The organism is Paraburkholderia sp. BCC1876 (assembly GCF_902833695.1).
In the GTDB taxonomy this organism is placed as follows: Bacteria; Pseudomonadota; Gammaproteobacteria; order Burkholderiales; family Burkholderiaceae; genus Paraburkholderia.
The window spans coordinates 527,061-544,930 of record NZ_CADFGI010000003.1 but is presented as its reverse complement, the minus strand read 5'-3'; the positions used below and the strand labels follow the sequence as shown (position 1 = coordinate 544,930).

Genomic DNA, 17,870 nt, shown 5'->3' with positions numbered 1-17,870 from the left:
TGCATTCTCCCAATAGTGCTGCGGTGCGTGACGCGGCCGGTCGGCTGCTCACGGGGCACTCGCTATAATCACGGACCGGTCGTCATTTTACCGACGCCGTTCCCTTTTGCCCAAGGCTGCCGTGCATTGTCGCGCGGACCGGGGCCGATGTCGTTTCATTCGACGCTCATTCCTCTCATTCCGATGTCCCAATCCGAATCCCCCGAGTTCATGGCCGGCTACTCGCTGAAGGCGCACAACACCTTCGGCTTCGACGTTCGCGCGCAGTTTGCGTGCCGGATCGAGCGCGAGGAGCAACTGATGGCGGCGGTGCGCGACCCGCGCGCGGCCGGCTTGCCGCGTCTGGTGCTGGGCGGCGGCAGCAACGTGGTGCTGAGCGGCGATTTCGGTGGAGTCGTGTTACTGGTGGCGCTGCGCGGCCGCCGTGTCGTGCGCGAAGACGACGCGGCGTGGTACGTCGAAGCGGCCGGCGGCGAGTCGTGGCACGAGTTCGTGGCGTGGACCTTGGCGCAAGGGTTGCCCGGACTGGAAAACCTCGCGCTGATTCCGGGCACGGTCGGCGCGGCGCCGATTCAGAATATCGGCGCGTATGGCCTGGAGATGTGCGAGCGCTTCGCATCGCTGCGCGCGGTGGAGCTCGCCACGGGCGAGACGGTCGAGCTGGACTCACAGGCCTGCCGGTTCGGCTACCGCGACAGTTTTTTCAAGCGGGAAGGGCGCGACCGCTTCGTGATTACGTCGGTGACGTTCCGTCTGCCGAAGGCCTGGCAGCCGCGCGCTGCTTATGCCGATCTGGCGCGGGCGTTGGCTGCGAACGGTCATGTGGATGCGTCGCCCACTGCGCAGGCCATTTTCGATGCGGTGGTCGCGGTGCGGCGCGCGAAGCTGCCGGATCCGCTGGAGCTCGGCAATGCTGGCAGTTTCTTCAAGAATCCGGTGGTGGAGGCGCAGCAGTTCGAGGCGTTGAAGTTGAAGGAGCCAGAGCTCGTGTCATATCCCCAGGCGGATGGGCGGGTGAAGCTCGCGGCAGGCTGGCTGATCGATCAATGCGGCTGGAAAGGGCGCGCGATGGGCGCAGCGGCGGTGCATGAACGGCAGGCGCTGGTGCTGGTGAATCGCGGCGGCGCGAGTGGGGCGGAGGTGCTGGCGCTCGCGAAGGCGGTACAGCGCGATGTGTTCGCGAGATTTGGTGTGGAGCTGGAAGCGGAGCCGGTTTGTTTGTGATCGGCTGACGAGCGGTCGGACTATTGAGTTGTCGCTGGTTCTGAGCGGCGGCCGGAAAAGAAAAAGCGCCGGGAGATTTCTCCCGGCGCTTTTTTTGCGTCTACTTTTCGGCGCTTAACTTCGCTTGCGCGAAGTTAGCCTACGCCGAAATGCTCACCTTCAGTCACGCTGACGGCGCGCATTTTCCGCGATCCGCATACGCAGTGCGTTCAGCTTGATGAAGCCGCCGGCGTCGGCCTGGTTGTAAGCGCCGCCGTCGTCGTCGAACGTGGCGATGGTCTTGTCGAACAGCGTTTCTTTCGAATCGCGCGCGACAACCGACACGCTACCCTTGTACAGCTTCACACGCACCCAGCCGTTGACCTTGTCTTGCGTATGGTCGATCAGCACCTGGATCGCGCGACGCTCCGGGCTCCACCAGTAGCCGTTATAAATCAGCGACGCGTAACGAGCCATCAGGTCGTCTTTCAGATGCGCGACTTCACGGTCGAGTGTGATCGACTCGATGCCGCGGTGCGCCTTCAGCATGATCGTGCCGCCCGGCGTTTCATAGCAGCCGCGCGACTTCATGCCGACGTAACGGTTTTCCACCAGATCCAGACGGCCGATGCCGTGCTTGCCGCCCAGACGGTTCAGCTCGGTCAGCATTTCCGCCGCCGACAGACGCTTGCCGTTGATCGCGACCGGATCGCCGTGCTCGTATTCGATATCGAGGAATTCAGCCTGGTCCGGCGCCTGTTCCGGCGACACGGTCCAACGCCACATATCGGCTTCGGCTTCGTTCTTCGGGTCTTCCAGATGACGGCCTTCGAACGAAATGTGCAGCAGGTTCGCGTCCATCGAATACGGCGCGCCGCCTTGCTTGTGCTTCATTTCGATCGGAATGCCGGCCTTTTCCGCGTAAGCGAGCAGCTTTTCGCGCGACAGCAGATCCCATTCACGCCACGGCGCGATCACCTTGATGCCCGGTTCCAGCGCGTAGTAGCCGAGTTCGAAGCGAACCTGGTCGTTGCCCTTGCCGGTTGCGCCGTGCGACACCGCCTGCGCGCCGGTGGCGCGAGCGATCTCGATCTGACGCTTGGCGATCAGCGGACGCGCGATCGACGTGCCCAGCAGGTACTCGCCTTCATAAATCGTGTTGGCGCGGAACATCGGGAACACGTAGTCGCGCACGAATTCTTCGCGCAGGTCTTCGATGAAGATGTTGTCCTGCTTGATGCCGAGTTGCAGGGCTTTCTTGCGCGCCGGTTCCAGCTCTTCGCCCTGGCCGATGTCGGCCGTGAACGTGACGACTTCGGCGTCGTAATTGTCCTGCAACCACTTCAGGATGACGGAGGTGTCGAGGCCGCCCGAATAGGCGAGCACGACTTTCTTGATATCGCTCATGGTGAACTCGTAGCTGGAAAAAGCGGGAAAACAAGGCGCGCCGGCGGTTCCGGAGCGCGGAAAAAGCACTATTTTGACACTAAACCGCCACGCGCCCGCGGTTTTGGGGCTAGGTGGCGGGTCGGCCAGGCTCTTATGAAGCCCTGACATTCGGCCGGATGCGTGGCGCTGACGTGGATGCCTTGCCTCGTATTCAAGGCCCCGTCGCGCTTCACGCAGATGCTGCTGATCGTGCTGGGCAGCGGCTCGCTCAGTGATTCAGCTTGCCGAGCAGCAGGTATTCCATCAACGCCTTTTGCACGTGCAGACGATTTTCCGCTTCGTCCCACACGACGCTTTGCGGGCCGTCGATCACTTCGGCGCTGACTTCCTCGCCGCGGTGGGCGGGCAGGCAGTGCATGAACAGCGCGTCGGCGTTGGCGCGCGCCATCATGTCGGCGTCGACGCACCAGTCGGCGAAGGCTTTCTTGCGCGCTTCGTTTTCAGCTTCGAAGCCCATGCTGGTCCAGACGTCGGTTGTGACGAGATCGGCGCCCGCGCAGGCTTCGTTCGGGTCGTCGAACTCTTCGTAGAACGGCGCGCTTTCCGCGGCAACCATGGTGTGATCGAGCTTGTAGCCCGGCGGCGTGGACAGGCGCAGTTTGAAGCCGAGGATTTGCGCGGCTTCAATCCACGTGTACAGCATGTTGTTGGCGTCGCCGACCCATGCCACCGTCTTGCCGCGAATCGGGCCACGGTGTTCGAAGTACGTGAAAATGTCCGCCAGCACCTGGCACGGGTGATATTCGTTGGTCAGCCCGTTGATCACCGGCACACGCGAATTCTCGGCGAAGCGCTTGAGAATGTCCTGGCCGAACGTGCGGATCATGATGATGTCGACCATGCGCGAGATGACTTGCGCCGCGTCTTCGATCGGTTCGCCGCGGCCGAGCTGGGTGTCGCGCGTGCTCATGAACACCGCGTGGCCGCCCAGCTGGAAGATGCCGGCTTCGAACGACAGGCGCGTGCGTGTCGAATTCTTTTCGAAGATCATGGCCAGCGTGCGATCGTGCAGCGGGTGATAAGTCTCGTAGCTCTTGAATTTGCGCTTCAGAATGCGCGCGCGTTCGAGCACGTACTCGTAGTCGTCCAGCGAGAAATCCTTGAACTGCAGATAGTGGCGAATTTTCTTGGCGGTCATGAAACAAATACGGCGGTCTCACCCGGCAGGATTGCCGGACGGCGCCGCCGTCGTTTGTGGTAACTCAATGCAGCATAAAGGATTTCGCCCCGTTTGACGAGTCGGCTAAAAGGCCGGGCAAGCTGTCTGAAAGCCGCTCGCAAGTGTCGGACAAGTCTTGTGTGCGCTGCGGAAAAAGGTCCGCTGCGCTATAATCTTGCGGTTATCCCAAAGCCCAGCAAGCCCATATTTCGCTTGCGGGACACGGCTCGCGCGGCTCAGAAAGCCCTCACGCGGTGCGCCGTCATGACCAGCGCCGAGGCAGTTCAGTCGGCCCCTGGCGGTTTCCGGTGGCGCGATTCGTCGGCATGGCGAGTTCACGCAGTGCATGTCGCCGTGCCGTCCGCTTTGCTGTCATCCCGCTGGGCAGTTACACAGGTATTCCTACATGGCCGAAGAAGCTCCAACCGAATTTTTCATTCAGGGCATCACGTCGAAGGGAAAGCGGTTCCGACCGAGCGACTGGTCGGAGCGGCTTGCGGGCGTGATGGCATGCTTCGGCCCCGGGTCGAAAAAGGGGCCGAACGCCTACATGCAGTATTCGTCCTACGTCCGGCCGACCATGATCGGCGACCTCAAGTGCGTGATTCTCGATTCGCGCTTGCGGGACATCGAACCCATGGCCTTCGACTTCGTGCTCAACTTCGCGAAAGACAATGACCTTCTCGTGACCGAAGCGTGTGAATTGCAACTCGAGCACGCCACGCCGCAAGAAAAAAGACACGTGATTTAACGCGTGTCAGCCGGATCGGCAAAAACAAAAACCCGCCAGTAGCGGGTTTTTTTGTGTCTGAAGCGGCGGTGGCTTCAGCGAGTAGGGCGGCCTGAGCGCAAAATGCTAACCGCCGAGCCCCAAGCAAAAAAGCCCACCAAAGCGGGCTTTTTTGTGCAGCGGAAACAGGAGGTAGCCCACCGAAGCGGGCCGACCGGAATTACTGCGCTGCGGGCGCTTGCAGACCCTTGAGGGCTGCGGCGAGACGGCTCTTGTTGCGAGCAGCCTTGTTCTTGTGAACGATTTTCTTGTCGGCAATGATGTCGATGGTCTTCGACGATGCCTTGAAGATTTCAAGGGCCTTAGCCTTGTCGCCGGCGTCGATCGCCTTGCGGACAGCCTTGATGGCCGTGCGGAACTTCGAGCGCAGTGCCGAGTTGTGCGAGTTTGCCTTGGCGGCCTGGCGGGCGCGCTTACGTGCTTGTGCGGTATTAGCCATGACGGTTCCTTATCCTGTTCCTGTTTCCAGTACCCGACCTTCAAGTGGTGAGGTGCTGCTTTTAATCCGAACTCCTGGAAGCGATTGCCCAAGAGCGCAAAAGTGTCGAAAAAATTCGATCGTACGACGCGAAGGCGGGCCGTGTTTCGGAGGATTTGAGGCTTTGAGCAGGTGGCGTGGTGCCGACCTGAACCCCGTCCGAAAGTTGAGCGAGCTTCGAAACCGGCGATTATAGCAACAAAATCAGGCACGTGGCAACGGGGAATGTGCTACCGCGATCGGACCGCCCGCTCGGAATGTGCATTAGATCGCGGTCGGATCGAACGTCCGCGCGACAAATCTGTCCGATTCGCGGTCTGCGCGATCCAATTCGCGTTCCGGCTCGTCGTCCGCTCCTGCGGCACCCGTATAATAAGCGCCCCATGAATCTATTCCGAGCCCTGCTGACGGTCAGCGGCTTCACGCTGCTGTCGCGCGTGACCGGACTGGCCCGCGAAACGCTGATCGCACGCGCGTTCGGTGCCAGTCAATACACTGACGCGTTCTACGTCGCCTTCCGCATTCCAAACCTGCTGCGCCGTATTTCGGCCGAAGGCGCGTTCTCGCAAGCCTTCGTGCCCATCCTCGCCGAGTTCAAGAACAGCCAGGGGCATGACGCCACCAAGGCGCTGGTCGATGCCACGTCTACAGTGCTTGCGTGGGCGCTGGCGGTCATGTCGATTCTCGGCGTGGTGTTCGCGTCCGGCGTGGTGTTCGTCGTCGCGTCGGGTTTGGCGCACGAAGGCCACGCGTACACGCTCGCGGTCACCATGACCCGCATCATGTTCCCGTACATCATCTTCATCTCGCTGACGTCGCTGGCGTCGGGCGTGCTGAATACGTACAAGAACTTCTCGTTGCCCGCGTTTGCGCCGGTGCTGCTGAACGTAGCGTTCATTGGCGCGGCGGTGTTCGTCGCGCCGCGCATGCAAACGCCGGTCTATGCGCTCGCGTGGGCGGTGATCGTCGGCGGGGTGTTGCAGTTCATCGTGCAACTGCCGGGTCTGAAGAAGATCGACATGATCCCGCGCATCGGCCTGAATCCGCTGAAGGCGCTCGCGCATCGCGGCGTAAAACGCGTGCTGGCGAAGATGGTGCCCGCCATGTTCGCGGTCTCGGTCGCGCAGATCAGTCTGATCATCAACACGAACATCGCGTCGCGCATCGGCCCGGGCGCCGTCTCGTGGATCAACTACGCCGATCGCCTGATGGAGTTCCCGACCGCGCTGCTGGGCGTCGCGCTCGGCACGATTTTGCTGCCGAGCCTGTCGAAGGCGCACGTCGACGCCGATCCGCACGAGTATTCGTCGCTGCTCGACTGGGGTCTGCGCGTCACCTTCCTGCTGGCCGCGCCGAGCGCGATCGCGCTGTTTTTCTTCGCCGAACCGCTGACCGCCGTGCTGTTCCACTACGGTAAGTTCGACGCCAATTCGGTCGTGATGGTCAGCCGCGCGCTCGCGGCGTACGGCGTCGGCCTGATCGGCCTGATTCTGATCAAGATCCTCGCGCCGGGTTTCTACGCGAAGCAGGACATCAAAACGCCGGTGAAGATCGGCGTGGTCGTGCTGGTGCTGACGCAACTCAGCAACTATGTATTCGTACCGATTTTCGCGCATGCCGGCCTCACGCTGAGCGTCGGGCTCGGCGCGTGCGGCAATGCGCTGCTGCTGTTTCTGGGCCTGCGCAAGCGCGGCATCTATATGCCGTCGAGCGGCTGGCTCAAATTTTTCGTGCAATTGCTCGGCGCCTGTCTGGTGCTCTCCGGCGTGATGCACTGGCTGGCCATCAGTTTCGACTGGATCGGCATGCATGACCGGCCGGTCGACCGGATTGCGTTGCTGGCGGCGTGCCTCGTTCTGTTCGCCGCGCTATATTTCGGTATGCTTTGGCTGATGGGCTTCAAGTACGCGTATTTCAAAAGACGAGTGAAGTGATCACGATGACGCGAGTTCTCGACTATTTCAGCACGCTCGTCGCGGAAGACGACAGCCTGCCGCTCACCGAGGCGGCGCTCTCGCTAGCGCAGGACGCTTATCCGGACCTCGATCTGCAAGGCACGCTGGCCGAGATCGATGAGTTAGTGGTGCGCCTGCAGCGCCGCATGCCGGACGACGCCGACATCCGGCAGAAGGTCGGCATTCTGAATCGCTTTTTCTTCCGCGAACTGGGTTTCGCCCGAAACCTCAACGATTACGAAGACCCCGACAACAGCCATCTGAACGCGGTGCTCAAGCGTCGCCGCGGCATTCCGATTTCGCTCGCGGTGCTGTATCTGGAAATGGCTGAGCAGATCGGTATTCCGGCGCGCGGCGTGTCGTTTCCGGGGCACTTTCTGCTGCGCGTCACCACGCCCGACGGCGACGTGATGCTCGATCCGACCAACGGACATTCGCTGTCCGAGTCGCAGATGGTGGAGATGCTGGAGCCGTATGTGGCGTCGGCCAGCGACTCGGTGAGCCGCGCGTTGCGTATGCTGCTGCAACCGGCCACGCGGCGCGAGATCATCGCGCGAATGCTGCGCAATCTGAAGTCCACGTATCTTCAGACGGAACGTTGGCAGCGGCTGCTGGCGGTGCAGCAGCGTCTGGTGATCCTGTTGCCGAATAGTATCGAAGAGGTGCGGGATCGCGGCTTCGCTTATGCACGGCTCGATTATTTGCGCCCTGCGCTCGAAGACCTTGAACGCTATCTTGGCGATTGTCCGGATGCCGAGGACGCAACCGTGGTCGAATCGCAATTGCATGAGTTGCGGCAACGCACGCAGCACAACGACGGCGACTAGCCTCGCTATCTAAACCAGACGCAATAAAAAACGCCTGTGCATGATTCATGCGCAGGCGTTTTTGCATTGGCGCGCGCCGCCCGATCGAACCCAGCGGGGCACAGCGGCCTAGTCAAGTTACTTCGGCTGCATCCGGATCGCGCCGTCCAGACGAATCACTTCGCCATTGAGCATCGGATTGTCGAAAATCTGCTTGGCCAGCATCGCGTATTCGATCGGCTTGCCGAGGCGCGGGGGGAACGGCACCATCGCGCCGAGGGCGTCCTGCACTTCCTGCGGCATGCCGAGCAACATCGGCGTTTCGAAGATGCCCGGCGCGATTGTCATCACACGGATCGCGTTGCGCGACAGGTCGCGGGCGATCGGCAGCGTCATGCCGGCTACGCCGGCTTTCGACGCCGCATAAGCCGCCTGGCCGATCTGCCCGTCGAATGCCGCCACCGACGCCGTGTTGACGATCACGCCACGTTCGCCATTCGCGTTCGGTTCGTTCTTCGACATGGCTGCGGCCGCGAGCCGGACCATGTTGAAGGTGCCGATCAGGTTGATCGAGATGGTGCGCGAGAACGACTCGAGCGGATGCGGGCCATCTTTGCCCACCGTCTTGACGGCCGGCGCGACACCCGCGCAATTGATCAGGCCGCGCAGCGTGCCGAGCTTCGTGGCGGCTTCGACGGCTTGCGTCGCGTCGTCTTCGCGGCTCACGTCGCATTTGACGAACACGCCGCCGAGTTCCTGCGCGAGCGCCTGGCCGGCCGCTTCGTTCAGGTCGGCGAGCACCACCTTCCCGCCGTTTTCGACGAACAGGCGCGCCGTTGCGGCGCCGAGACCCGATGCACCACCGGTGATCAGGAATACGTTGTCATGAATCTCCATGTCTTCTCCTTTGCTACGGTTTGTTCAGTTGTGTCTGGATCGAATATCTTTTCGATAATCGATTGTAACGGCTATGCTGCATTGCGGAAAGCGCAGCGGCTGCGTCGGCAGGCCAGTTGCCTTTCGACCCCGAACCGCTACGGATGGCTAATTAATCCTAATCGCGGCAGCCCAAGATGAACTTGATAAAAGTCACGCCGCAAAACGAAAAAACCCGCCGGCAAGGGCGGGTTTTTCATCGGACAAACTCGGTGCGAGGCGCGCTTACTTCAGCGCTTCGAATGCGCGGCCGCGAATTTCGTCGACGCTGCCGAGGCCCGAAATGCGACGGTATTGCGGGGCCTTCAGTGAAGTCGACGCGTCGCCGTTATTGGCCCACGTGGTGTAGTACTCGATCAGCGGCTTGGTTTGCGCTTCATACACTTCCAGACGCTTCTTGACCGTTTCTTCCTTGTCGTCGTCGCGCTGGATCAGCGGTTCGCCGGTCACGTCGTCCACGCCTTCGACCTTGGGCGGATTGAACTTGACGTGGTACGTACGACCCGACGCGGCGTGCGAGCGACGGCCGCTCATGCGCACGATGATCTCGTCGAACGGCACGTCGATCTCGAGCACGTAGTCGATCGCGACGCCGGCCTGCTTCATGGCTTCGGCTTGCGGAATGGTGCGCGGAAAACCGTCGAACAGATAACCGTTCGCGCAGTCGGCCTGCAGCAGACGTTCCTTCACCAGATTGATGATCAGCTCGTCTGTGACCAGCTCGCCCGCGTCCATGAAACGCTTGGCTTCGATGCCGAGCGGCGTGCCGGCCTTGACGGCCGCGCGCAACATGTCGCCGGTGGAAATCTGCGGAATGCCGAATTTTTCCTTGATGAAGGTTGCCTGAGTGCCCTTACCCGCACCGGGCGCACCCAAAAGGATCAAACGCATGTGATATCTCCAGATCTATGTGAATTCTTGGGCGGCGCTGCAGTCATCCCACGATGCGTCGAGGGGGCCGCGTCGACTGCCGTGGTGAATCTTGCGCTGCACGTCGAGACGACGGCGCTGCAAAGACGACCACGGCGCGACCGGGCAAACCCCGACTCTCGCTTGTCACGGGAGGCGCGCACAACCGTCCGATTATGCCATGGGTTTTTCTGCTCAAGACCCGAATAAAGCCTGCACGCGTGCGAGATCGGCCGGTGTGTCGACGCCGGGTAGCGGCGCGTTGTCGGTGACGCGCACCGCGATGCGCTCGCCATGCCACATGGCGCGCAATTGCTCGAGCGCCTCGACCTGCTCGATCGGCGAGATCGCGAGCGTGGGGTAGGTGCGCAGGAATTGCGCACGATATGCATACAGCCCGATATGCCGGTAGACGACCGCGGGGGCCGGCGGCGTGGGCATCGACTCGACATCCGGCCAGTGCGGCTGGTAAGCGTCGCGCGACCAGGGAATCGGCGCGCGCGAGAAGTACAACGCCACGCCGCGCGCGTCGAGTACGACCTTGACGACGTTCGGGTTGAAGATTTCAGCGGGGTCGGTGATCGGATGGGCCGCGGTGGCGATCGCGCAGCCGTGGCTCGCCGCGAGGTGCGACGCAACGCCGCACACCAGCGCCGGATCGATCAGCGGTTCGTCGCCCTGCACGTTGACGACGATCGTGTCGTCGCTCCAGCCGAACAGCGCGGCGACCTCGGCGAGACGGTCCGTGCCCGACGGATGATCGGCGCGCGTGAGCACGGCTTCGAAGCCGTGGTCGCGGGCCGCGTCGAGCACCGCTTGCGCGTCTGATGCGATCAGCACCTGCTGGGCGCCCGATTCGCGTGCGCGTTCGGCGACCCGCACCACCATCGGCTTGCCGCCGATGTCGGCGAGCGGCTTGTTGGGCAGGCGCGTCGAAGCGAGCCGGGCCGGCACGACGGCGATGAACGGGGGAGTGGTGGCGTTGGCTTCAGTCATCGGAAGAGGGGCGAGTTACGCCACCGAGCCCGGATTCAGATCGACCGGCGTGCCTTCCACGGTCTGCCGTGCTTCGTCGACCAGCATGACGGGAATGCCGTCGCGAATCGGATAAGCCAGCTTGTCCGCGTTGCAGATAAGTTCCTGCGCGGCGCGGTCGTAGCTGAGCGGGCCCTTGCAGATCGGGCAGACGAGAATTTCAAGCAGGCGAGCGTCCACGGACTTTCTCCACAACTAATGCAATGAGGCGATGATCGAGCGCGGCTTCGACCGGGACAACCCAGATGCGCGCGTCGTGCCAGGACCCTAATTTTACCGCATCCTTTTCCGTTATCAGGATCGTGTCGGCGTCCACATCGGTAAACGGATTGCGCTCGAACGCGTAGTGATCGGGCAGCGCGCGGGTGGCCGGCGTGAGACCGGCGGCGCGCAACGTCGCGAAAAAGCGCTCGGGTGCGCCGATGCCGGCCGCGGCTAGCACGCGCTCGCCGCTGAATTGCGCGAGCGGACGACGCAGCGCGGGATTGTCGAGGTGCCAGGCGTCGGCGGGGGCGAGCGGCAGCGCGAAGGTGTTCGGCCACGCGGGCAAGGTGCGCGCATACGGATCGTTGACGAGCGTCGCATCGCGACGGCGCGACAGCGGTTCGCGCAGCGGACCGGCCGGCAGCAGAAACCCGTTGCCGCCGAGCCGGTGGTCGAACACCACGAGTTCGGCGTCGCGCTTCAGGCGGTAATGCTGCAAGCCGTCGTCGCTGACGATCACGTCGACTTCGCGATGTGCGGCGCACAGCGCCTGCGCGGCGGCCACGCGGTCCGGACAGACCCACACCGGCGCACCGGTGCGGCGCGCGATCAGCAACGGTTCGTCGCCGCCGACGCTCGCCGCCGAAGCGGGCGTGACCGGCGTCGGCGCTTTCACGCGCGCGCCGTAGCCGCGCGACACCACGCCGGGTTTGAAGCCCGCGGCGCGTAACGCTTCCACCAGCGCGATCACGGTCGGCGTCTTGCCGGTGCCGCCGACGGTCACATTGCCGACCACCACCACGGGCACGCCGATGCGCACGGATTTGAGCCAGCCGAGGGAAAACGCGGCGCGGCGCGCGGCGGCGATCACGCCGAACACGCAGGCGAAGGGCGTCAACGCCCAGGCGAGCGGGCCGCGCTGCTGCCATTCGCGCGCGAGGCGTGCTTCGAGACGGTCGTTGAAGTCGCTCATGGGCAAGTCGTGTGGACGAACAGCGCGCTGGCCGCCGAAGCGGGCCGGCGCGGCGGCATGAAGGCGTGGGCCGCAAGACGGGACGTCAGGCCGGACATACTACGCGGGGTCAGCATCAACGCGGTTCTCCGGACGATCAAAAAGTGAGGCGGAAACGATCCAGCAGCAGCGGGTGACAACAGGTGACAACCAGCGGCAGAGCCTGGCTTATCCACGCAGCGCATCACGCTTCGCTGGGCTTACGGTTTGCCGTCAGAACCCGCCACTCTAGCGCGCGAGCGTCCAGCCCGGCAAGTCGCCCGACTTGACAAAGACGCGAATTCGGCCCTTCGCACGCGCTCCGCAACCTGTGGATAACTTTGTGGAGAACCTGCCGCCCAACCGGCGGAGAAGGCCGTTCCGAGCCCTCCGCATCGGCAATGATTCTCTTTAGCGAGATATAAATGCCATATAAATCAACGGGATGCTTCGACTTTCCGCGCTCTGGCGGCAGCTCTGGCGGGATTCGTCAGGCGTTTCCCGCCATGTGGACACTTTTAACAATTCACCCGCCGCGCTGGACGTGGATGGCCGCTCGGTCTATCGTCTGTCCGGCCAGTCACAGACATTCCTCGCATGAATCCCGAAAGCCCTTTTTCTTCGTCCGCTGCGCCCGGCGGTGAGGTCGTCGTTCCCGTTTCCGCGCTCAATCGCGCGATCGGCACGATGCTCGAACGCTCGTTTCCGCTCGTCTGGGTGGCGGGCGAAGTGTCGAACTTCACGCGTGCCGCGAGCGGTCACTGGTACTTCTCGATCAAGGACGCGCAAGCGCAGATGCGTTGCGTGATGTTCCGCGGCCGCGCGCAATACGCCGAGTTCACGCCGCGTGAAGGCGACCGTATCGAAGTGCGCGCCCTTGTGACGATGTACGAGCCGCGCGGCGAGTTGCAACTGAATGTGGAAGCGGTGCGGCGTACCGGACAAGGGCGGCTTTATGAAGCGTTCTTGCGTTTGAAAGCGCAGCTCGAAGCGGAAGGGCTCTTTGCCGCTGAACGCAAACGCGCGCTGCCGTCGCATCCGCGCGCGATTGGCATTGTCACGTCGCTACAGGCCGCTGCGTTGCGCGACGTGCTGACCACGCTGTCGCGCCGCGCGCCGCATATTCCGGTGATCGTCTATCCGGCGCCGGTGCAGGGCGTGGGCGTCAGCGCCAAACTCGCGGCGATGGTCGACGCCGCCAATGCGCGCCGCGAAGTCGACGTGCTGATCGTGTGCCGCGGCGGCGGCTCGATCGAAGACCTGTGGGCCTTCAACGAAGAAGTGCTGGCCCGCGCGATCGCCGAAAGCGCGATCCCGGTGGTGAGCGGCGTCGGTCACGAAACCGATTTCACGATCGCCGATTTCGCCGCCGACGTGCGCGCGCCGACCCCAACTGGCGCCGCCGAACTCGTCAGCCCGCAACGTGTGCTGTTGCTGCGCGACCTCGATCAGCGGCACGCTACGCTCGCGCGCGGCTTCGGCCGCATGATGGAGCGGCGCGCCCAGCAACTCGACTGGCTGGCGCGCCGGCTGGTGTCGCCGGCCGAACGTCTGGCGCGGCAACGCACGCATTTGCAGCAGTTGAGCGTGCGGCTCGCGTCGGCGGGCGCGCGTCCGGTGCGCGATGCGCGAGCGCGGTTTTCGCTGTCGCAGATGCGCTGGCAGCGCTGGCGTCCCGATCTCGCCGCGCATCAGGCGAAGCTGGGCAATCTCACGCAACGTCTGGACGCGGCATTGTTACGCCAGCATGAACGTCAGAGCGCGAAGATCGGAACGCTGGCCGCACGGCTCGAAGTGCTGAGCCCGCAGCGCACGCTGGAGCGCGGCTATGCGGCGGTGCTCGACGCGCAGAACGGTCGCGCGGTGCGCGCACCGTCGTCGTTGAAGCCGGGGCGGCGTCTCACCGTGCATCTCGCGGAAGGGTCCGCGGATATCGCAATCGCCGACGTGCAAGCCCGTCTCTCCGACGATTTCTGAGCGACTGCCAAAGGTCCCCGAACGCTGCAATTTCGACTGTCGCGAAGGGCGGGCACAACGCATGCGACAGCACTAATTACGCCCAATGTGCGGCATGTTCGCCGATGCCGGGCATAAAGTCCGTTGGTTTGCGGGGTTATTCCAACTCGCCTACAATCGAGTGCTCAAAAGTGTAGTCCGCAGACTCCCCCACAACAGATACAGACAAAGGAAAGCACCATGGAACATACGCTCCCGCCGCTGCCGTTCGCGAAAAACGCACTCGTCCCGCATATGTCGGAAGAGACGCTCGAGTTCCACTACGGCAAGCATCACCAGACCTATGTGACCAACCTGAACAATCTGATCAAGGGCACGGAGTTCGAGAACCTGTCGCTCGAAGAGATCGTCAAGAAGGCAACGGGTGGCCTGTTCAACAACGCCGCCCAAGTGTGGAACCACACGTTCTTCTGGAACAGCCTGTCGCCGCAAGGTGGTGGTGCTCCGACCGGCGCACTGGCCGACGCGATCAACGCCAAGTGGGGTTCGTTCGACAAGTTCAAGGAAGAGTTCGCTAAAACCGCAGTCGGCACGTTCGGCTCGGGTTGGGCATGGCTGGTGAAGAAGGCTGACGGTTCGCTCGACCTCGTGTCGACCAGCAACGCCGCTACGCCGCTGACCACCGACGCGAAGGCACTGCTGACGATCGACGTGTGGGAACACGCGTATTACATCGACTACCGCAATGCGCGTCCGAAGTTCGTCGAAGCATTCTGGAACATCGCCAACTGGGAATTCGCGTCGAAGAACTTCGCGTGAGATTGCCGGTTGTAGCGTGAGCGACTAGTTGGTCACGCTGGTATCAAGGAAAGCCCTCCACTGTGAGGGCTTTTTTGTTTTCGCCGCGTCTCGTTTCGTTTCGCTGAACGCAAGCCGATAGAAACGTGACAGTTGGCCATTTCGTCGTATTCCCGCCGCAGTTCGACCCGCTTCCCACGCGCTATCCGCACGCACTATTACTTACGGTTTACCGGATATTTCTTCCAAAGGGCAAGCATCGTCAGGCGATCGCATCATGGCGCGTCTCTTGCCGAAAGCCCCGCGTTTCAGCATCGAAAGATTTTTTTCTTCCGGCCCCATCGGTTGAGCAAGGCTAGCGCCGTGCTGGCTATATCCGCAGCGTCTGGTGCGGCTTGCTTGCGATTGCCCACGGCCTACCGCGCCGCATGATTGCCGCGCTCCTGTCCCGTCCATTCCGCCGTATCGCCAACCTGTTTCACCATGTTGCCGCCGGTGCGAACCGGTAAACATCGGTAAGAGCCGGCTCGCTATCGTTCCCGAGCGTTCGTCCCCCGTCGCGCAGCCGACGATTCGTCTCGCTGACGGCATGACGGGGACGCCATCCGGACAACCGTCCGGGTCGACGCGCAATCGATGAAAAAGCGTTACGCCCGGGGGCACGATGGACAGCAAGCAGATTCTGGAACTCGCAACAGCACACCACGTCGCGGGCGAGTTCGGTCCCGCGCGCAAGTTGTACGAAAGCGGGCTCGCCATCGAGCCCGGCAACGCGAACTGGACGTACCGCCTCGGCGTGCTCGACATGCAATGCGGTGCGTATGATGCCGCGCTCGGCTGGCTCGACAGCGCGTTGAGCCTGGTTCCCGATAACGCGCGTTATCACTTCGTGCGCGGCCAGGTGCTTGCCGGCGCACAAGAGTTCACGGCCGCGATTGCCGCTTACCGGCAAGCGCTGGCGCTCGAACCGGAGGTATCGGTCGACGTGCTGTTCTCGCTGGCGGCCGCGCAGCAATCCGCCGCCGATTACCCCGCCGCGATCGACACGTACACCTCAGTCCTCGCGCTCGACGCCACGCACGCCGACGCGCTCAACAACCTCGGCAACTGTCATCGTCAACAAGGCGACGCGGAGCACGCGGAAGCCGTATACCGGCGCGCGCTCGACGCGCAGCCCGGCGACGCCAACGCGCTCACCAATCTCGGCACGCTGCTCGAAGCGCTCGGCCGTCTCGACGAAGCGCTCGTGCTGCTCGAAGCGGCGGTGCGGGCCGCGCCGGCGTCGCCGTGCGGACTTGTGAATCTCGGTGTCGCGCTGCATCGACGTGGCGATTTCGCGCGCGCGGTGGACTTGCTGACGAGCGCGATCGAGATCGATCCGGTGTTCCCGGAGGCGTCGTATAACCTCGCCAATGCATTGCACGCGCTCGGCAAAAAGCGCGAAGCAGTGATCCACTATCAACGCGCCATCGCGCAGGCGCCCGCCCATGCGGACGCGTACAACAACCTGGGCATCGTCTATCAGGAAGCCGGTTCGCGTGTCGAAGCCGCCAACGCGTTCGTCACGGCGATTCAACTGCGGCCAGGTTTCGTCGCCGCGCTCAACAATGCCGCGACGCTGATGCGCACGCTCGGCCGTTTCGCCGATGCCGAAGCGCATCTGCGCGACGCATTGGCCGTCGAGCCGCATCATTCCGTCACGCATAACAATCTCGGCAATGTGCTGAAAGACCAGGGGCGTCTCGCGGATGGCATCGACAGCTATCGTCGCGCGTTGACGTGCGATCCGTGCAACGTCGTCGCGCACAGCAATCTGGCCTACGCGCTGACGTTTCAGGCGGAACACTCACAACCGCTGCTGCACGAATGCCGCCGCTGGTCGGCGCGTCATGAAGCACCGTTTCGCGGCGCGCATCAGCCGCATTCGAACGACCCGACGCCGTCGCGCCGCCTGCGTATCGGCTACGTGTCGCCGGATTTTCGCGATCATTGCCAGACGCTGTTCACGCTGCCGCTGCTGTCGCATCACGATCACGAACGCTTCGAGATTTTCTGTTACGCGAGCGTCGCGCGGCCTGACGATCTGACGCAACGCGTGGCTACTCACGCCGACGTCTGGCGCGACGTGCGCAACCTCGACGACGAACAGCTCGCGCAGACGATCCGCGACGACCGCATCGACATTCTGATCGACCTGACCATGCATATGGCGGATGGCCGTCCGCTGCTGTTCGCGCGCAAACCCGCGCCGGTGCAGATTGCGTGGCTCGCGTATCCGGGGACGACCGGCATCGGCGCGATCGACTATCGCCTGACCGATCCGTGGCTCGATCCGGCTGGCGCCGACACGATGTATAGCGAGCGTTCGATCCGCCTACCGGATTCGTTCTGGTGCTACGACCCGTTGACGGAGACGCCGGAGGTCAACGCGCTGCCCGCGCTATCGAACGGTTATCCGACGTTCGGCTGCCTGAACAATCCGTGCAAGCTGAGCGACGCGACTTTCGCGATGTGGGGCAGCGTGATGCGCGAAGTGGCCGATGCCCGTCTGCTGCTGATGGCGCCAGCGGGTGCGGCGCGCGCGAGTCTGGTCGAGCGGCTCGGCCAGCAGGACATCGCAGCGGAACGGATCGCTTTCACGCCGTTCCGGCCGCGTGCGGACTACCTGCGCACGTATCACCGGATCGACGTGGGCCTCGACACGTTTCCGTATAACGGCCACACGACGAGTCTCGATTCGTACTGGATGGGCGTGCCGGTCGTCACGCGGGTCGGCGAGACGGCCGTGGGGCGCGCGGGCTTGAGCCAGTCGGCCAACCTCGGACTGCGCGAACTGGTTGCGGATACCGACGCGCAGTTCGTCGACATTGCCGTTCGGCTGGCTCGCGATCTGCCGCGTTTGGGCGATATCCGCGCAGGTTTGCGGGCGCGTCTCGCGGCGTCGCCGTTGATGGACGGCGCGCGCTTCGCGGTGCATGTCGAAGCGGTGTACCTCAAGGTCTGGCGGGAGTGGTGCGATCAGTCGCGCCGTCTCGCGCGAAGCAGGCGTGAGCGGGCGGGAGGCGTTGAAGCGGGTGGTGAGGCGCGGTCGCTGCCGGGTGTCGGGATTAATCGCCCGTTTTGAGGGGCGGCGTTTGTTTTTCGCGTTGGGTTTGGGTTGCGAGCGATGCTAGCCGCTGCATGGGGGGAAGCGGGCGGTGG

At 63.2% G+C, this 17,870-nt stretch carries 15 protein-coding genes; 7 read left to right on the top strand and 8 right to left on the bottom strand.

Annotated features, from left to right (window positions below; all coding sequences use genetic code 11):
- Positions 1-183: 183 nt before the first annotated feature.
- Positions 184-1,224, top strand: coding sequence for a UDP-N-acetylmuramate dehydrogenase (gene murB, locus HWY05_RS14230; RefSeq protein ID WP_035549463.1), 1,041 nt, complete (start codon positions 184-186; stop codon positions 1,222-1,224).
- A 159-nt stretch (positions 1,225-1,383) separates the two neighbouring features.
- Here murB and HWY05_RS14225 read toward each other — a convergent pair whose 3' ends face one another.
- Positions 1,384-2,610 carry an argininosuccinate synthase gene (locus HWY05_RS14225; RefSeq protein WP_035548206.1) on the bottom strand — a complete coding sequence of 409 codons (1,227 nt, stop codon included), beginning with the start codon at positions 2,608-2,610 and terminating at the stop codon, positions 1,384-1,386.
- 250 nt (positions 2,611-2,860) lie between these two features.
- Positions 2,861-3,790 carry an ornithine carbamoyltransferase gene (gene argF / locus HWY05_RS14220; RefSeq protein WP_035548204.1) on the bottom strand — a complete coding sequence of 310 codons (930 nt, stop codon included), beginning with the start codon at positions 3,788-3,790 and terminating at the stop codon, positions 2,861-2,863.
- A gap of 427 nt (positions 3,791-4,217) precedes the next feature.
- On the opposite strand from argF, the gene HWY05_RS14215 reads away from it, so the two are divergent.
- Positions 4,218-4,562: a DUF3579 domain-containing protein gene (locus tag HWY05_RS14215; protein WP_035548200.1), complete on the top strand. Its 345-nt coding sequence runs from the start codon at positions 4,218-4,220 to the stop codon at positions 4,560-4,562.
- A 199-nt stretch (positions 4,563-4,761) separates the two neighbouring features.
- Here HWY05_RS14215 and rpsT read toward each other — a convergent pair whose 3' ends face one another.
- Positions 4,762-5,040, bottom strand: a complete 279-nt coding sequence (gene rpsT / locus HWY05_RS14210; RefSeq protein ID WP_035548198.1) for a 30S ribosomal protein S20 — start codon at positions 5,038-5,040, stop codon at positions 4,762-4,764.
- A 422-nt stretch (positions 5,041-5,462) separates the two neighbouring features.
- Here rpsT and murJ point away from each other — a divergent pair, with 422 nt between their 5' ends.
- Together murJ and HWY05_RS14200 are read left to right on the top strand one after the other, a co-directional pair.
- On the top strand, positions 5,463-7,013 hold the full coding sequence (gene murJ / locus HWY05_RS14205) for a murein biosynthesis integral membrane protein MurJ (RefSeq protein WP_035548194.1): 1,551 nt from the start codon (positions 5,463-5,465) through the stop codon (positions 7,011-7,013).
- 5 nt (positions 7,014-7,018) lie between these two features.
- Entirely contained in the window at positions 7,019-7,861 is an 843-nt protein-coding gene (locus tag HWY05_RS14200) for a SirB1 family protein (protein ID WP_035549461.1), read from the top strand.
- Positions 7,862-7,978: 117 nt separating this feature from the next.
- Here the strand turns inward: HWY05_RS14200 and HWY05_RS14195 are convergent, their stop codons facing one another.
- The 5 genes from HWY05_RS14195 to lpxK all read right to left on the bottom strand — a co-directional run bounded on the left by HWY05_RS14195 (position 7,979) and on the right by lpxK (position 11,897).
- Positions 7,979-8,737 (bottom strand): 3-hydroxyacyl-CoA dehydrogenase, encoded by a 759-nt coding sequence (locus HWY05_RS14195; RefSeq protein ID WP_035548190.1) that lies wholly within the window; start codon positions 8,735-8,737, stop codon positions 7,979-7,981.
- A 264-nt stretch (positions 8,738-9,001) separates the two neighbouring features.
- Positions 9,002-9,667: an adenylate kinase gene (gene adk, locus HWY05_RS14190; RefSeq protein WP_176058742.1), complete on the bottom strand. Its 666-nt coding sequence runs from the start codon at positions 9,665-9,667 to the stop codon at positions 9,002-9,004.
- 213 nt (positions 9,668-9,880) lie between these two features.
- Positions 9,881-10,681 (bottom strand): 3-deoxy-manno-octulosonate cytidylyltransferase, encoded by an 801-nt coding sequence (gene kdsB, locus HWY05_RS14185; RefSeq protein WP_176058741.1) that lies wholly within the window; start codon positions 10,679-10,681, stop codon positions 9,881-9,883.
- A gap of 15 nt (positions 10,682-10,696) precedes the next feature.
- On the bottom strand, positions 10,697-10,900 hold the full coding sequence (locus HWY05_RS14180; protein ID WP_007180583.1) for a Trm112 family protein: 204 nt from the start codon (positions 10,898-10,900) through the stop codon (positions 10,697-10,699).
- Positions 10,881-11,897, bottom strand: a complete 1,017-nt coding sequence (gene lpxK / locus HWY05_RS14175; RefSeq protein WP_035548182.1) for a tetraacyldisaccharide 4'-kinase — start codon at positions 11,895-11,897, stop codon at positions 10,881-10,883. Before lpxK ends, HWY05_RS14180 begins: the two co-directional genes overlap by 20 nt.
- A gap of 615 nt (positions 11,898-12,512) precedes the next feature.
- Between lpxK and xseA the strand changes: the two genes are divergently transcribed.
- The 3 genes from xseA (at position 12,513) to HWY05_RS14160 (ending at position 17,793) form a co-directional block, all read left to right on the top strand.
- On the top strand, positions 12,513-13,892 hold the full coding sequence (xseA, locus tag HWY05_RS14170; protein WP_176058740.1) for an exodeoxyribonuclease VII large subunit: 1,380 nt from the start codon (positions 12,513-12,515) through the stop codon (positions 13,890-13,892).
- Positions 13,893-14,111: 219 nt separating this feature from the next.
- A complete protein-coding gene (gene sodB, locus HWY05_RS14165; protein WP_035548176.1) occupies positions 14,112-14,690 on the top strand; it encodes a superoxide dismutase [Fe] in 579 nt (192 codons plus the stop codon).
- Between the two features lie 643 nt (positions 14,691-15,333).
- Positions 15,334-17,793 (top strand): tetratricopeptide repeat protein, encoded by a 2,460-nt coding sequence (locus HWY05_RS14160; protein WP_176058739.1) that lies wholly within the window; start codon positions 15,334-15,336, stop codon positions 17,791-17,793.
- Positions 17,794-17,870 lie beyond the last annotated feature (77 nt).

What these genes read in the sequence shown, in the direction of transcription:
- HWY05_RS14215 (WP_035548200.1), top strand. Translation starts at nt 4,218, where the DNA reads ATGGCCGAAGAAGCTCCAACCGAATTTTTCATTCAGGGCATCACGTCG.
- HWY05_RS14195 (WP_035548190.1), bottom strand. Translation starts at nt 8,737, where the DNA reads ATGGAGATTCATGACAACGTATTCCTGATCACCGGTGGTGCATCGGGT.
- HWY05_RS14225 (WP_035548206.1), bottom strand. Translation starts at nt 2,610, where the DNA reads ATGAGCGATATCAAGAAAGTCGTGCTCGCCTATTCGGGCGGCCTCGAC.
- HWY05_RS14200 (WP_035549461.1), top strand. Translation starts at nt 7,019, where the DNA reads ATGACGCGAGTTCTCGACTATTTCAGCACGCTCGTCGCGGAAGACGAC.
- murB (WP_035549463.1), top strand. Translation starts at nt 184, where the DNA reads ATGTCCCAATCCGAATCCCCCGAGTTCATGGCCGGCTACTCGCTGAAG.
- HWY05_RS14160 (WP_176058739.1), top strand. Translation starts at nt 15,334, where the DNA reads ATGGACAGCAAGCAGATTCTGGAACTCGCAACAGCACACCACGTCGCG.
- adk (WP_176058742.1), bottom strand. Translation starts at nt 9,667, where the DNA reads ATGCGTTTGATCCTTTTGGGTGCGCCCGGTGCGGGTAAGGGCACTCAG.
- rpsT (WP_035548198.1), bottom strand. Translation starts at nt 5,040, where the DNA reads ATGGCTAATACCGCACAAGCACGTAAGCGCGCCCGCCAGGCCGCCAAG.
- murJ (WP_035548194.1), top strand. Translation starts at nt 5,463, where the DNA reads ATGAATCTATTCCGAGCCCTGCTGACGGTCAGCGGCTTCACGCTGCTG.
- lpxK (WP_035548182.1), bottom strand. Translation starts at nt 11,897, where the DNA reads ATGAGCGACTTCAACGACCGTCTCGAAGCACGCCTCGCGCGCGAATGG.
- sodB (WP_035548176.1), top strand. Translation starts at nt 14,112, where the DNA reads ATGGAACATACGCTCCCGCCGCTGCCGTTCGCGAAAAACGCACTCGTC.
- kdsB (WP_176058741.1), bottom strand. Translation starts at nt 10,681, where the DNA reads ATGACTGAAGCCAACGCCACCACTCCCCCGTTCATCGCCGTCGTGCCG.
- xseA (WP_176058740.1), top strand. Translation starts at nt 12,513, where the DNA reads ATGAATCCCGAAAGCCCTTTTTCTTCGTCCGCTGCGCCCGGCGGTGAG.
- argF (WP_035548204.1), bottom strand. Translation starts at nt 3,790, where the DNA reads ATGACCGCCAAGAAAATTCGCCACTATCTGCAGTTCAAGGATTTCTCG.